Source organism: Allostella sp. (assembly GCF_041913585.1).
Lineage (GTDB): Bacteria > Pseudomonadota > Alphaproteobacteria > ATCC43930 > Allostellaceae > Allostella.
On sequence record NZ_JAYSFE010000123.1, the window covers coordinates 1 to 12,907 of the forward strand.

The following is a 12,907-nucleotide window of genomic DNA, read 5'->3' on the forward strand; positions in this document are numbered from 1 at the left end:
CCGGCCCGGCGCGCAGGCCGATGAAACCCAGATTGTACTGGCCGCTCAGGCTGACGGCGCGCATCACCCAGTCCGGATGATCGCCACCCGTCAGCAGGTGCGGCGTCAGCACGACTTCCGCCCCCGCCTCCCAGGCGGCCGCGATCGCCGAGGGGGGCACGAAGAGCACGATGTCGGGGTCGAAATAGAGGACCTCGTCGTAGCCCTCCGCCCACAGCGACAGAATTAGATCGGGTTTGATCGCGGTGCAGAATTCGGTGACGTTGTAGAGGCGCCGTCGGACGTCGAGGTCGGGAACTCCGGCCTCCGCCGGCGTCCGCAGCCGGGTGCCGCCCGGCAAGGTGGCGGCGTCGCCGGGGGCCGGACGCTCGACGGCGAGCACGACGTGACGATCATGGTCCGGCAGCAGCCGGGCCGCGCTTTCCATCAGGGTCGCGACGCGGGCGAGGTAGTTGGGGGCGCAGACGGAGAAGAGGGCGCGGCGGCCCGGGCCCGGATGGTTGGTCATGGAGGGATCTCGTTGAACCACGTCACGATGCTCGGCGAAGACGAGGTGCCGCTGCCGCCGATCGAACTGATGCGTACCGTCGGGCCGGTCGATCCGGACTTCTATCGCAATCCGCACCGCGTCGACGTCTTCGGCCACGAACGCCCGGGAATCGACTATTCCGGCGTCTTCGATCTCGGCTGCGGCTGCGGTCGGCTGGCCCGCCAGATGATGTTCCAGCGGTCACCGCCGGAAACCTATGTCGGAGTCGACCTCAATCCCCATTCCATCGCCTGGTGCCGCGCCAATCTGGCGCCGGCCCGGCCCGGTCTCCGGTTCGACCATCTCGACATCTTCAACCGCGGCCTCAACCCGGCGGGATCGCGGCAGCCGCTGCCGTTCCCGGCCGCCGACGGCGGCGCGTCGCTGGTCATCGCCCATTCCGTTTTCACCCACATCCTGCAGCCGGAGGTGGCACATTATATGTCGGAATGCGCCCGCGTCATGCGCCGACCGGGAGGGCTCTTCCGGTCCACCTGGTTCCTGTTCGACAAGGCGCTGTTCCCGATGCCGCAGGACTTCCAGAACGCGCTCTACATCAACCTCGACGATCCGACGAACGCGGTCGTGTACGACCTCGGCTTCGTGCGCGGGCTGTTCGATTCCGTCGGGCTGACGATCGTCCAGGCGATCCCGCCGGAGGTGCGCGGCTTCCAGTGGATCCTCTACGCCGTGCCGGCGGGCGAGGGCCCGGCGGCCGCCTTTCCCGACGACGACGCGCCGCTGGGGCGGATGGCGCCGCCGAGCTGACCCGCGGTTCGGTCCGGCCCGGGGGCGGCTCGACCGACGGCACGCATCCCCGGATGGCCGACCACGGACGCGCCGGCGCGCCGCCGCCGGCCCCGGACAACCATGGCCAATTAATTCGAGTGGATTGTAGCGATTTGTTCATTTTGAGTGCTAAGCTTATACAACGTGCAAAGATACGGCCCGGTTCGCGGACGACCGGTGCGGCGGATTGTCGGGGGGAAGCGGTATGATCATCAGCGTCGATGCCGCAGGAGGCGGCGACTACACCACCATATCGGCTGCGATTGCTGCCGCTTCGGCCGGCGACACGATCCAGGTCGCGGCCGGCACGTACCACGAGAACATCGTCGTCGACCGATCCTTGACGATCGAGGGCGAGGACGGGGTCGTCATCGAAGGCACGTTCAGCGACGCGCCCAACAACAAGCCCGAGGGCGTCAGCCTCTTCGACTGGATGAAGACCCAGGCGGCCTATGATGGTTCGTCCGGGGCCGGGTTCACGATCGCGGCCGACGACGTCACGATCCGCGACGTCGCCATCCGCGAGTTCCTGCACGGCGTGGCGCTGCAGAGCAACGACGGCCTGACCCTGGACGGGGTCGAGATCAGCAACACCGTCATCGGCATCCACCGCGGCGGCACCGCCAAGGTGACCGGATTCGAGATGCTCGGCGGGTCGATCACGGACGGCGTGCTCGGCATGAACGTCGAGGCGGCGATCGGCGACGGCAGCTTCGACGACATTCACATCGACGGCACGGCCTTCGCCCGCTTCGTCTTCAAGGGCATCTATTTCGAGCAGCTCAGCAACGCCGTCATCGAGAACATCACCATGGAGGACGCGGGCGACTTCGGGCGCCCGCTGCCGATGGGCAATCCGGCGGGACCGTCCGGCGTCGGGATCGACTTCAACCTCAAGTACGGCAACTACGAGAACATCGTCCTGCGGAACTTCGATCTCCGCGACGTCGGGGACAGCAACCGCGACGGCCAGGATGCGGTGCCGAGCATCCTCGGCGGCGCGATCGTCATCCGGGCGCGCACGCAGGGCAGCTATGCCGGCAACCCGGCGACGCTCGACGATGTCCGCATTGAGAACGGCCGCATCGACGGGACCAGCGTCGGCATCCGGATCGGCGAGCCGGGGAACACCGACGACGGCTCGACCAACGTGTCGGTCGCCAACGTCAAGATCATCGGCGCCATCGTCGCCGCCTATGCCAACACCACCGACCAGCCGCTGACCGTCGACGGGACGCCGACGCCCGACGTCGCGACGATCGCACCCGATTCGACCGGGGCGTTCGTCATCGACGGCAACCATGGCGGCGATACGATCGCCGGCGGTCCGGTCGCCGACCAGTTCGAGGGCGGCGACGCCAACGATTTCTTCATCGGAACGGCCGACGATCTCGCGAACGACACCGTGAGCGACTTCGGGCTCGGCGGCGATCGCATCTTCATCGTCGGCGGCACCGCCGACCTGGCCGATCTGCTGGAGGGCTTCCAGCTGCCGAAGAACACGGTCAACGAACTGCCGCTGGACGCCAGCGGCAGTCCGCAGACGATGGCGCTGATCGGGGCCGAGAACGAGGTGCTGACCGCCCGTGTCCAGACCATCGGCGGACAGAGCGGCGTGCTCGCCGAAGTGGTCGGCGATCCGGCTTCGCCGCCACCGCCACCGCCGCCCCCGACTTCTCCGCCGCCGCCCGTCTCGCCGCCGCCACCTCCGCCGCCGCCGGACAATGGCGGCGATCCCGGGACCGGACCCTCGACGGTGGTCGGCGGGGTGATCGTCGGCGCGTCCTTCACCGACGACGAACTGACGGGGGGCAGTGCCGCCGACTCGATCCGCGGCGGTGCCGGCGACGACCGGGTCCTCGGCATGGACGGGGACGACCGTCTCTTCGGCGACAACGGGGACGACTGGATCAACGGCAACAAGGGCAACGACGAGATCCGCGGCGGCGACGGGCTCGACACGGTGATGGGCGGGCAGGGCAACGACCGCGTCCTCGGCGAGAACGGCGACGACTGGATCAACGGCAACATCGGCAACGACATCGTCGAGGGCGCGGCCGGAAACGACACCGCCCATGGCGGCCAGGGAATGGACCAGGTCGCGGGCGGTGCCGGCGACGACTTCCTGTCCGGCGACCGCGGCAACGACACCATCGTCGGCGGCGTCGGGGCGGACCAGTTCTACTTCGCCGGGGAGAGCGGGTCCGATCGCGTCGAGGATTTCGCCCCGACGGACGACACCCTGCTCGTCGATCTCGTCGACGGCAGCATCAACGGCGTCGCGATCGGCAGCCCGGCCGACCTGCTGGGGCGGGTGATCGACACGCCGGACGGGGCGTTTCTCGATCTCGGCAACGGGCAGGGCGTCCTGCTCGTCGGGGTGCAGAAGTCGCAACTCACGGAAGCCGACTTCATGATCGTGTGATGGCGGAGCGGTCGGCTGCGGCACAGCGTCCGCGGCCGACCTGCGCTATTGTCTCCCGACGCAAGTCCCCGCATGTCGCGGCGACGGGTTCGGGGCCACCGATGAAGCTCGACTGCTATGCCACCGGGGGCGTCGCCTGCGAGATCGTGCCGGCGCCGCAGGATCGCGCCTGGATGGACGCCTCGCCCGAGCGCTATCCCTATCGCTGCCTGCCGCTCAACATCGCCAACGCCTTCGGCTGGCACCTGCTCGCCCCCTGCGCCATCGACATCGAATACACGGGCGGGCCCGACCGGGCCGACATCCGGGTCGCCTTCACCGACCCGGTTCCGGGGCTGGAGCATTTCTGCCAGTCGCACTTCGCCCGCGGCGTCCTGACCTTCCATCCGGGCTACCTCTTCCGCACCGAGCCCGGCTGGAACCTGCTCGTCGGCGGCCCGCTCAACTGGCCCAAGGACGGCATCCAGCCGCTGACCGGCATCGTCGAGACCGACTGGCTGCCCTTTCCCTTCACCATGAACTGGCAGATGACGCGGGCGGGTCGGGTGCGGTTCGAGAAGGGCGAGCCCTTCTGCCAGATCGTCCCGGTCCCGGCGGGCGGCCTCGAGGGGGTCGTTCCGACCATCCGCTCGATCGACGCCGATCCGGAACTGAAGGCGGAGTACGAGGCCTACCGCGACCGCCGCACCGAGTTCCTGCGCCAGCTCGCCGAGCGCGAGCCCGAGGCGGTCCGCGAGGGCTGGCAGAAGTTCTACTTCCGTGGCCGCCTGCCGACCGGCACGCGGGCGCCGGTCACCCATGCCTCCAAGCTGCGCCTCGCCGAGGCGGTCGACACCCGCCCGGCGCCGCCACCGGAGCCGGAGCCGGCGCCGGCGGCATCGGTCGCCGCCGCCGGTCCCGCCGCCCGTTTCGTGCCGCCCAGCCTGTCGCGCCGACCGGCGATCGTCAGCCTGCGCCGGCACGACGGCATCGGCGTGACGCGTTCGGAACTCGACTTCGCCGCCGCGCGCCATCTGATGCCGCTCGGCGGCGCCGAGATCGAGCCGGCCTCGAACAGCTATCCCGTGTGCTTCACCCTCGATCCGCCGGGCGCCGTCGCGGTCGTCGGCGGCCGCGCCGGCGACAACCTGTTCGTCGCCGGCAAGACCTGGGCCGCATCGACCTACGTGCCCGCGGTCGTCCGGCAGTACCCGTTCTCGGTGCAGCCCGAAGGGCCGGACCGGCGCTGGACCCTGTGCGTCGACGAGGCCTGCCCCTGGCTCGGCCGCGACGGCGCCGCGAAGCTGATCGCCGGCGGCCGGCTGACGGACCTGGGCAAGGCGGGCGCCACCGTCGCCGAAGCCCTGATGCGCGAGCAGGTCGCGGCGGCGGCGCTGGTCGCCGCCCTCGCCGAGCGCCGCCTGCTCGTCCCGGTCGCCGCCAACCAGGACCATCCGATCGCCGCCCGCCCGGACTTCGCGCATCTCCTGGTGGTCGACCACGTCCGCTACGGCGCCCTGCCGTCGGCGCTCGCCGAGGACTGGCGCCGGCGCGGCTGGAGCGCGCTCGTCGCCGCCCATGTCCGCTCGCTCGGCAACTGGCGACGGCTGGCCGAGCGCGAGCAGGCCCGCAATCCCGCAGGAGTGCCCGCATGACCTTCGCCGAGACCCTCGCCGCCTTCACCCGCGCCGTCGCCGCCGGCGACGGCGACGCGCTGGCCGCCCTCTTCGCCGTGGACGGCACCTATGTCGACGCCTTCTACGGGCCCTTCACCGGCCGGCCGGCGATCGCCCGGATGCTGCAGCACCATTTCCATGGCGCCGGACGGGACTTCCGCTGGGACATGTCGGACCCGGTGTCGGACGGACGGATCGGCTATGCCCGCTATCTCTTCAGCTACACCTCGACCCTGCCGGAGGCGGCCGGGCGGCGCGTCGTCTTCGCCGGCATCGGCTGCTTCGAACTCGCTCCCGACGGCGCGATCCGCCGCTATTCCGAGGTCTTCGACCGCGGCGCGGCGCTCGCCCAGCTCGATTTCGCGCCGGAGCGGATCAAGAAGGCGCTGCTGCGCTGGGCCGCGGCGGACGGCGCGCGGCCCGAGGCCGCCGCCCACCGCGGCGGCTAGGGCCTTCGCCCGATGTGCGGCCGCTACAGCATCACCACCGCGCCCGAGGCGCTCGCGCGGCTCTTCGGCACCGTCGGGCCGGTGCCGAACCTGCCGGCCCGCTACAACCTCGCGCCGACCCAGGACGCCCCGGTCGTCCGCCGCGGCCGCGACGGGCTGCGGCTGACGCTGGTGCGCTGGGGCCTCATCCCGTCCTGGTCGAAGGGGCCGGACGCCCGCTTCGCGATGATCAACGCCCGCGCCGACACGCTCGCCGCCAAGCCCGCCTACCGCAACGCCTTCCGCGACCGCCGCTGCCTCGTCCCGGCCGACGGGTTCTACGAGTGGCAGGTCGTGCCGGGCGGCAAGCAGCCGATGCGGATCGTCCGGCCCGATCGGCAGCCCTTCGCCTTCGCCGGCATCTGGGAGCGCTGGTCGCCCGCTCCCGACCAGCCGGCGATCGACAGCTTCGCCATCGTCACCACCGATGCGAACGACCGGCTGCGCCCGATCCACGACCGCATGCCGGTCATCCTCGACCCGGCCGACTGGGGGGCGTGGATCGACGGCCCGGCCGAGGCGGTCGGCCACCTGCTGCGGCCGGCGCCGGAGGACGCGCTGGTCGCCTATCCGGTGTCGTCGCGGGTCGGCAATGTGCGCAACGACGATCCCGAGCTCCTGGCCGAGGCGGCGCCGCTCACGGGATAGGTGTTTTTCCGGGCGGCGATGGTCTAGCCTTCGCGACGGAGCAATCATCGGAGCGGCATCGCCGGCCTGGGTACCCCGGATGGGTGCGGACAACGCGATCTTCGACATTCCGCCGGCCGCCCACCTCGCGTGGATCGGCAGCACCGATCCCGAGCAGTTCCGCCGCGTCGGCCGCCGCTACCGCCGGTTCCTGGTCGAGGACACCGGCCTCGCGCCCGGGCATCTCCTCCTCGACATCGGCTGCGGCACCGGTCGCATCGCGATCGCACTGGCCGACCTGCTGCGGCCGCCCGGCGGCTATGTCGGGTTCGACGTGTGGCGCGGCGGCATCGACTGGTGCCGGCGCGAAATCGGGTCCCGCCGTCCCGACTTCACCTTCGTCCATGCCGACCTCGCCGAACCGCACCTCAATCCCGGCGGCACCGTGCCGGTCGCCGACTGGCGGTTTCCGGTGGCCGACGGCAGCGTCGACCGGGCGCTGGCGCTGTCCGTCTTCACCCATCTCGACGGGCCGACCACCCGCCACTATCTGCGCGAACTGGCCCGCGCCCTGAAGCCGGACGGCCGGGCGCTCGTCACCGTGTTCCTGATCGATTCCGCGGCCGCCGCCTACCTGCGCGAGTGGCCGGACGGGCCGGAACGGCTGGCCGGCGACCGCGCGCCGCTGACCATGCGCTTCGGCAAGGACCTCTTCACCGCCTGGGACCCGGCGGCGCTGGATGGGGCCGCCGCGGCCTGCGGCCTGGTCGTGCTCTCCCGCGAACTGGGCGACTGGTGCGGTCGCCCGCCGGTCCGGGCCGACCGTCCGCACCACCAGGACCACCTGATCCTGGCCCGTCCTTCCGCCCGGCCCTGACCCAACGCCCCTGACCCCGCTCCTCTGGACCGCCGGCGCCCTCGCCGGCAACGGACGCCGATGCTGCCAGTCTTCCATCACCTGCCCGGCCCGATCGATGTCGCGTCCGGGCGCATGGCCGGCCTCGACGTCGCGGTCGCGGGTTTCGTCGGTGCGCTCTGCCGCCACGTTCCAGGACCGATTCCGCTCGGCCCCGGGGTCCTGGCCGCGCCGGAACTCGACCCGGCGCGGGTCATGCCGGTCGCCGCGGACGGCATTGCCCGCGTCGGCACGCTGCAGCGGCTCGACCTCCGGATCGACGCCGCGCTCGGCCTGCGGACGGGCGATGCCCGCGCCTTCAGCGTCGTCGGCCTGACCCACAGCCTCTCCAACCGGCCGTCCTGGCAGGCGGTGGCGGACTGGGCGACCCTGCCGGTGCAGCCCTGGGACGCACTGGTCTGCACGTCGGCTGCCGGCCGCTCGGTGATCGACCGGCTGCTCGATGCCGCCGATGCCGCCCGCGGCGGCGATCCGTTCCCGCGGCCCGAGCGGCCGGTCATCCCGCTCGGCGTCGAGACGGCCGCGTTCGCGCCCGATCCCGGACTCCGGACGGAATGGCGCCGCCGCCTCGGGGTCGCCGCCGACGAGGTCCTGGTGCTGGCGCTGGGCCGCCTCGCCGTCCAGGACAAGGCCAATCCCCTGGCGCTCTTCCTGGCGGTCGCCGAGGCCGCGCGTCGCGGGGCGCGGCTGCGCCTGGTGGTGGCGGGCTGGGTGCGCAACCCGCGGATCGAGGCCGCCTATCGCGACGCGCTGCAGCGCCATGCGGGGGGCGTGCCGGCGATCGTGCGCGCCAACATCGACGCCGAGGAGAAGCGCGGCCTGCTCGCCGCCGCCGACCTCTTCGTCTCCGTCGCCGACAGCATCCAGGAGACCTTCGGCCTGGCACCGGTCGAGGCGATGGCGGCGGGCCTGCCGGTCGTCGCCAGCGACTGGAACGGCTATCGCGAGACGGTGCGGCACGGCGCCGACGGCGTGCTGGTGCCGACCATGACGCCGCCTGCCGGTGCCGGCGCCGATCTCGGCCGGCGTTACCAGGGCGGCGCGCTCGCCTACCAGCCCTTCGCCCTGGCGCTGAGCCAGACCACGCCGGTCGACGTGCGCGCGGCGGCGACCGCGCTCGCCGAACTCGCCGCCCACCCGGACCGCCGCCGCGCCATGGGCGCGGCCGGGCGGGCGCGCGCCGTGGCCGAATTCGACTGGGCCGCCGTCGTCGCCCGCCATCGCGCCCTGTGGCAGGAACTGGCGGCGATCCGCCGTCGGGCGCCCGAGACCCGGGCCGCGGCTGCCGCGGCCGCCGTCGCGGTCGATCCCTATGCCCTCTTCGCCGGCTATCCGACGGCCCGTCTCGCCCCCGGGGACCGGCTCGTCCCGGGTCCGGACCGGGTCGCCGGCGACGACCCGCTGCTGGCCGTCCCCGAGGGCACGCTGCCGCCGGCGGCACTGGCGGCGCGGCTGGCGGAACGGCTCGCCGGCGGCTGCACCGTCGCCGACCTGCTGGCGCTGGCGGCGCCGGAGCAGCGCCCGGCGGTCTTCCGCTGGGTCGCCTGGACGGCCAAGCGGGGCGCGCTCGCGGTCGAGCCGGCGCGGTCCCTCAGCGCCGAGGGGGCGAGCGGGTCCCGATATTGAGCCGCGGCACGCGCAGGCGCGTCTCGCGGTGGACGATGTAGAGGCCGCTGCCGGCGACGATGGCCGCGCCGACCCAGAGCGGCGCGTCCGGCACCTCGCCCCAGACGGCATAGCCGAGGATGCTGCCCCACAGCATCGCCGTGTAGTCGAAGGGGGCGATGACGGCGACCGGGGTGATGCGGAAGGCCTGGGTCATCAGGAGCTGGGCGACGCCGCCGATGAGGCCGACCAGCGCCAGCAGCAGCCAGTCCGAGAGGTCGCGCGGCTCGACCCAGACGAAGGGCATGGCGAGGCCGGCGACGATGGTGGCGGACATGGTGAAGTAGAAGGTGATGGCGGTCGTCGTGTCGGTCTTGCCGAGGTCGCGCATCAGGATCATCGCCAGCGAATAGGCGACCGTGCCGAGGAGCGCGATCCCGGCGCCGACCTCGAACAGGTCGAGCCCCGGCCGGACCATGACGAGGACGCCGACGAACCCGACCACCACCGCCGTCCAGCGGCGGATGCCGACCTTCTCGCCGAGCAGCGGCACCGAGAGCGCGGTGACGAAGAGCGGGGCGGCGAAGCCGATGGCGATGACGTCGGCCAGCGGCATCACCCGGAAGGCGTGGAAGAAGCAGATCATCGAGCCGAGGCCGACGGCGCAGCGGAGTGCGTGCATCCCCGGCCGCTTCGTCTTCAGGCGCTCGATGCCGCCCTGGTGGGCGACCATGGCGGCGATCGGGACGAGGGCGAAGAGGCTGCGGAAGAACACCACCTGCATGGTCGGGAAGGTTGCGCTCAGCCACTTGATGAGCGCATCCATGACGACGAAGCAGGCGACGGCGATCAGCATCAGCAGGATGCCGCGGCCGGGCTGGTCGCCGGCCGGGCCGGCGGTGGCGGCGCTCACGGGCCGCCGCTCCAGGCCGGCGGCTCGGCGAGCGTGCCCCTCGGCAGGCGCTCGACATGGGCGGCGATGGCGCCGGCACGGGTGATCCAGACCTCGCCCGCCGCGGCGGCGATGTGGGCGAGCGCCCGGCGCAGGTGGCGCAGCCGGTAGGGCTGGCCGACGAGATAGGCGTGCAGCGCGATCCCCATGACCAGCGGCGCGTCGGCCGCCTGCGCGCGCATCTCTTCGAACTGGTCGACGATCATGTCGGCGAAGGCGTCGGCCTCCATCCGGCGCGCGACGATGGCGGGAATGTCGTTCAGTTCCTGGGGATAGGGGACCGACAGGATCGGGCCGGCGCGCGTCGCCAGCCACACCGGCTGGTCGTCCATGGCCCAGTCGAGCAGGTAGCGGTAGCCCGCTTCCTTGAGCAGGTCCGGCGTAACCCGGCTCTCCGAGATCCAGGGACCGAGCCAGCCGGCCGGGTGGCGTCCCTCGTGGCGGATCATCGCCGCCGTCGCCTCGGCGACGAGGCCGCGCTCCGCGTCCTCCGACAGCGTTCCCTGGCGCTCGGCGTTGCTGCGGCCGTGCCCGACCATCTCGTCGCCGCGGTCGCGGAAGGCCGCGACCAGCTCCGGGCAATAGGCGTAGAGGCTGGTGTTGAGGAGGACCGAGGCCGGCAGCGACAGGTCCTGGAACAGGTCGAGCAGCCGCCAGGCGCCGACCCGGTTGCCGTAGTCGCGCCAGGCGAAGTTCAGCACGTCGGGTTGCGGCCCGCCCGGCGCCAGTTCGGCGCCGAGTCCCTCGCCGAAGGCGAAATGCTCGAGATTGAGCCCGATATAGACGGCGAGCCGCCGTCCGTTGGGCCAGTCGTAGACCGGGCGCCGCGGCAGGGCGGAATAGGCATAGCGGCCGTGGGTCGGCAGGCGCATCGGACAGCGGTCTCCGGGCGGAGGGCCGCGCATACTGCGTGCGCCGCCGCTTCGGGTCCAGCCTTGGCGCGGCGGGCGGCCGGGTGGCGGCATTGCCCCGGGGAACCCCGGCGCTGGTTGACGGACCCGCGCATCGCGCGGCGGGCGGGCGCCGCTCCGGGCGGACGCAACCGAGCCGCATTGCTGACCCGTGCCGTGCGCCCCTGGCAATGGGTCGCAGCGCGTGTGGCGTGCCAGGCCGGCTGTTACGTTGTAACCTGGACGTGCGCGGCCGGCTTGCGTCCACTCGATGCTTGCGACCGAAATTGAGAATGACTATCACTCTGCTGCACCGCGACGGACGGGGACGGATCGACATGATGGGATGGGCAACCATGGGGGCGCCGGCACGGCGTCTCGCCGCATGCCTCGGCGCGCTCGCGTTCGCCGCCGGCGCCGCGCCGGCGCTGGCGGCGGACGCCCCCGTGCTGGTGGAACTGAACCGTCTCGAGGAGCGCGGCGCGGACTGCCGGGCCTATCTCCTGACCGACAACCGCGGCAAGACCCCGTTCGAAGCCTTCAAGCTCGACCTCGTGGTCTTCGACAAGGGCGGCGTGATCGCCCGCCGGCTCGCCCTCGACGTCGGTCCGATGCGGGCCGAGAAGAAGGGGGTGAAGGTCTTCGACCTCGCGGGCCTCGGCTGCGGCGACGTCACCTCGATCCTCGTCAACGACGTCATCGACTGCGGCGGCCAGGGCCGCGACTGCGTCGCGCTGATGGACGTCGCGAGCCGCGGCGCGACCAGACTGACGAAGTGAGCCAGGGACAGCCTCCGATGGACGCATCCGCCCTCCCGGACACCCTTCCTGCGGCCGCCCAGGTCGCGTCGCACCTGTCCTTCACGGACTTCTTCCTCCACGCCGACCCGGTGGTGAAGGCCGTGATGCTGATCCTGGTGCTGGGGTCGATCGGCGTCTGGGCGGTGGTGGTCGAGAAGATGGCGCGCGGCCGCCGGCTGCGCCGGTCGGTGGCGGCCTTCGCCGCCGCGCTCGACTCCGGCCGCGGCGTCGATCCCGGCCAGAGCGACTTCGCGCGCAACGTGCTGGGCGCCGCCGCCCGGGAACTCGCGTTCGATACCGCCGACGAGAGCCTGGGCGAACGGCGCGCCCGCGTCGAGCGCGCCGCCCGACGGGCCGGCTTCGGCGAACTGAAGGCGCTGGAGACGGGTCTGCCGTTCCTCGCGACCGTGTCGTCGGCCGGGCCGTTCATCGGCCTGTTCGGCACCGTCTGGGGGATCATGAACAGCTTTTCGGCGATCGCGGCATCGCAGGACACGAGCCTCGCCGTCGTCGCCCCGGGCATCGCCGAGGCCCTGTTCGCGACCGCCCTCGGCCTGATCGCGGCGGTGCCGGCGGTCGTCGCCTACAACCGCTACGCGACGGCCCTGCGCCGGCTGCAGGGCGAGGTGACCGCCGTCGTCGAGCGGCTCGGCGGCGAGCTGGTGCATCGCCGCGCCGCCCAGCATCGCATGGCGGCGTGAGGGGCACGCCCGCGATGGCCGAGATGATCGATATGGGCGGCGGCGACGACGAGGGGCCGGCGCTCGCGGGCGAGATCAATGTCACGCCCTTCGTCGACGTCATGCTGGTGCTGCTGATCGTCTTCATGGTGGCGGCCCCGCTGATGATGGCCGGCGTCCCGGTCCAGCTTCCCAAGAGCGAGGCCGCCCGGGTGAGCGCGCCGCGCGAGCCGCTGGTCGTCAGCATCGACCGCGAGGGCCGGATCTTCCTCCGCCAGGATCCGGTCGAGCCGGACGGGCTGCGCGATGCGCTGCGCCGGCTGGCCCTGACCGAGAAGGATGCGGTCGTCTACGTCCGCGCCGACCGCACCATCCCCTACGGGCGGGCGATGGAGGTGCTGGGCATCGTGTCGGCGTCGGGCTTCGGCCGGGTGTCGCTCCTGTCCGAGGCGTCGACGGCGTCGACGCCGCCGCCGGCGGCACGCTGAGGCGGGGGCGGGTCCGGGTGTCGGGACGGTTCCTGCGCTGGCCGATCGCGGCGTCCTTCGTCG

General features: G+C 72.3%; 13 protein-coding genes. 10 read left to right on the forward strand and 3 right to left on the reverse strand.

Annotated elements, in window-relative coordinates; all coding sequences use genetic code 11:
* Window positions 1-508, reverse strand: a 508-nt coding sequence (locus tag ACE3Q3_RS19250) for a hypothetical protein (RefSeq protein WP_374448842.1), incomplete at its 3' end; no start/stop codon positions are given.
* Between the two features lie 12 nt (window positions 509-520).
* Between ACE3Q3_RS19250 and ACE3Q3_RS19255 the strand changes: the two genes are divergently transcribed.
* The 7 genes from ACE3Q3_RS19255 (at window position 521) to ACE3Q3_RS19285 (ending at window position 9,055) form a co-directional block, all read left to right on the forward strand.
* Window positions 521-1,297: a class I SAM-dependent methyltransferase gene (locus tag ACE3Q3_RS19255; RefSeq protein ID WP_374448844.1), complete on the forward strand. Its 777-nt coding sequence runs from the start codon at window positions 521-523 to the stop codon at window positions 1,295-1,297.
* Window positions 1,298-1,523: 226 nt separating this feature from the next.
* Window positions 1,524-3,743 (forward strand): hypothetical protein, encoded by a 2,220-nt coding sequence (locus ACE3Q3_RS19260; protein WP_374448845.1) that lies wholly within the window; start codon window positions 1,524-1,526, stop codon window positions 3,741-3,743.
* 101 nt (window positions 3,744-3,844) lie between these two features.
* Complete coding sequence (locus tag ACE3Q3_RS19265) at window positions 3,845-5,377, forward strand: DUF6065 family protein (RefSeq protein WP_374448847.1); 1,533 nt, start codon at window positions 3,845-3,847, stop codon at window positions 5,375-5,377.
* Entirely contained in the window at window positions 5,374-5,847 is a 474-nt protein-coding gene (locus ACE3Q3_RS19270; protein WP_374448848.1) for a nuclear transport factor 2 family protein, read from the forward strand. Before ACE3Q3_RS19265 ends, ACE3Q3_RS19270 begins: the two co-directional genes overlap by 4 nt.
* A gap of 12 nt (window positions 5,848-5,859) precedes the next feature.
* Window positions 5,860-6,534 (forward strand): SOS response-associated peptidase, encoded by a 675-nt coding sequence (locus ACE3Q3_RS19275; protein ID WP_374448850.1) that lies wholly within the window; start codon window positions 5,860-5,862, stop codon window positions 6,532-6,534.
* 79 nt (window positions 6,535-6,613) lie between these two features.
* Window positions 6,614-7,390, forward strand: coding sequence for a class I SAM-dependent methyltransferase (locus ACE3Q3_RS19280; protein ID WP_374448852.1), 777 nt, complete (start codon window positions 6,614-6,616; stop codon window positions 7,388-7,390).
* A gap of 60 nt (window positions 7,391-7,450) precedes the next feature.
* On the forward strand, window positions 7,451-9,055 hold the full coding sequence (locus tag ACE3Q3_RS19285; protein ID WP_374448854.1) for a glycosyltransferase family 4 protein: 1,605 nt from the start codon (window positions 7,451-7,453) through the stop codon (window positions 9,053-9,055).
* Here the strand turns inward: ACE3Q3_RS19285 and ACE3Q3_RS19290 are convergent.
* Window positions 9,021-9,947, reverse strand: a complete 927-nt coding sequence (locus tag ACE3Q3_RS19290; RefSeq protein WP_374448855.1) for a DMT family transporter — start codon at window positions 9,945-9,947, stop codon at window positions 9,021-9,023. The genes ACE3Q3_RS19285 and ACE3Q3_RS19290 overlap by 35 nt on opposite strands.
* Window positions 9,944-10,858, reverse strand: coding sequence for a polysaccharide deacetylase family protein (locus tag ACE3Q3_RS19295; RefSeq protein ID WP_374448856.1), 915 nt, complete (start codon window positions 10,856-10,858; stop codon window positions 9,944-9,946). The genes ACE3Q3_RS19290 and ACE3Q3_RS19295 overlap by 4 nt, the downstream gene beginning before the upstream one ends.
* A gap of 311 nt (window positions 10,859-11,169) precedes the next feature.
* On the opposite strand from ACE3Q3_RS19295, the gene ACE3Q3_RS19300 reads away from it, so the two are divergent.
* Genes ACE3Q3_RS19300 through ACE3Q3_RS19310 form a run of 3 tightly spaced genes read left to right on the forward strand, consistent with a single transcriptional unit; the run spans window position 11,170 to window position 12,844 of the window.
* Window positions 11,170-11,655 carry a Tat pathway signal sequence domain protein gene (locus tag ACE3Q3_RS19300; RefSeq protein WP_374448858.1) on the forward strand — a complete coding sequence of 162 codons (486 nt, stop codon included), beginning with the start codon at window positions 11,170-11,172 and terminating at the stop codon, window positions 11,653-11,655.
* 17 nt (window positions 11,656-11,672) lie between these two features.
* Window positions 11,673-12,377 (forward strand): MotA/TolQ/ExbB proton channel family protein, encoded by a 705-nt coding sequence (locus ACE3Q3_RS19305; protein ID WP_374448860.1) that lies wholly within the window; start codon window positions 11,673-11,675, stop codon window positions 12,375-12,377.
* Between the two features lie 14 nt (window positions 12,378-12,391).
* Window positions 12,392-12,844, forward strand: a complete 453-nt coding sequence (locus tag ACE3Q3_RS19310; protein ID WP_374448862.1) for an ExbD/TolR family protein — start codon at window positions 12,392-12,394, stop codon at window positions 12,842-12,844.
* Window positions 12,845-12,907 lie beyond the last annotated feature (63 nt).

What these genes read in the sequence shown, in the direction of transcription:
- ACE3Q3_RS19260 (WP_374448845.1), top strand. Translation starts at nt 1,524, where the DNA reads ATGATCATCAGCGTCGATGCCGCAGGAGGCGGCGACTACACCACCATA.
- ACE3Q3_RS19265 (WP_374448847.1), top strand. Translation starts at nt 3,845, where the DNA reads ATGAAGCTCGACTGCTATGCCACCGGGGGCGTCGCCTGCGAGATCGTG.
- ACE3Q3_RS19270 (WP_374448848.1), top strand. Translation starts at nt 5,374, where the DNA reads ATGACCTTCGCCGAGACCCTCGCCGCCTTCACCCGCGCCGTCGCCGCC.
- ACE3Q3_RS19275 (WP_374448850.1), top strand. Translation starts at nt 5,860, where the DNA reads ATGTGCGGCCGCTACAGCATCACCACCGCGCCCGAGGCGCTCGCGCGG.
- ACE3Q3_RS19280 (WP_374448852.1), top strand. Translation starts at nt 6,614, where the DNA reads ATGGGTGCGGACAACGCGATCTTCGACATTCCGCCGGCCGCCCACCTC.
- ACE3Q3_RS19285 (WP_374448854.1), top strand. Translation starts at nt 7,451, where the DNA reads ATGCTGCCAGTCTTCCATCACCTGCCCGGCCCGATCGATGTCGCGTCC.
- ACE3Q3_RS19295 (WP_374448856.1), bottom strand. Translation starts at nt 10,858, where the DNA reads ATGCGCCTGCCGACCCACGGCCGCTATGCCTATTCCGCCCTGCCGCGG.
- ACE3Q3_RS19300 (WP_374448858.1), top strand. Translation starts at nt 11,170, where the DNA reads ATGACTATCACTCTGCTGCACCGCGACGGACGGGGACGGATCGACATG.
- ACE3Q3_RS19305 (WP_374448860.1), top strand. Translation starts at nt 11,673, where the DNA reads ATGGACGCATCCGCCCTCCCGGACACCCTTCCTGCGGCCGCCCAGGTC.
- ACE3Q3_RS19310 (WP_374448862.1), top strand. Translation starts at nt 12,392, where the DNA reads ATGGCCGAGATGATCGATATGGGCGGCGGCGACGACGAGGGGCCGGCG.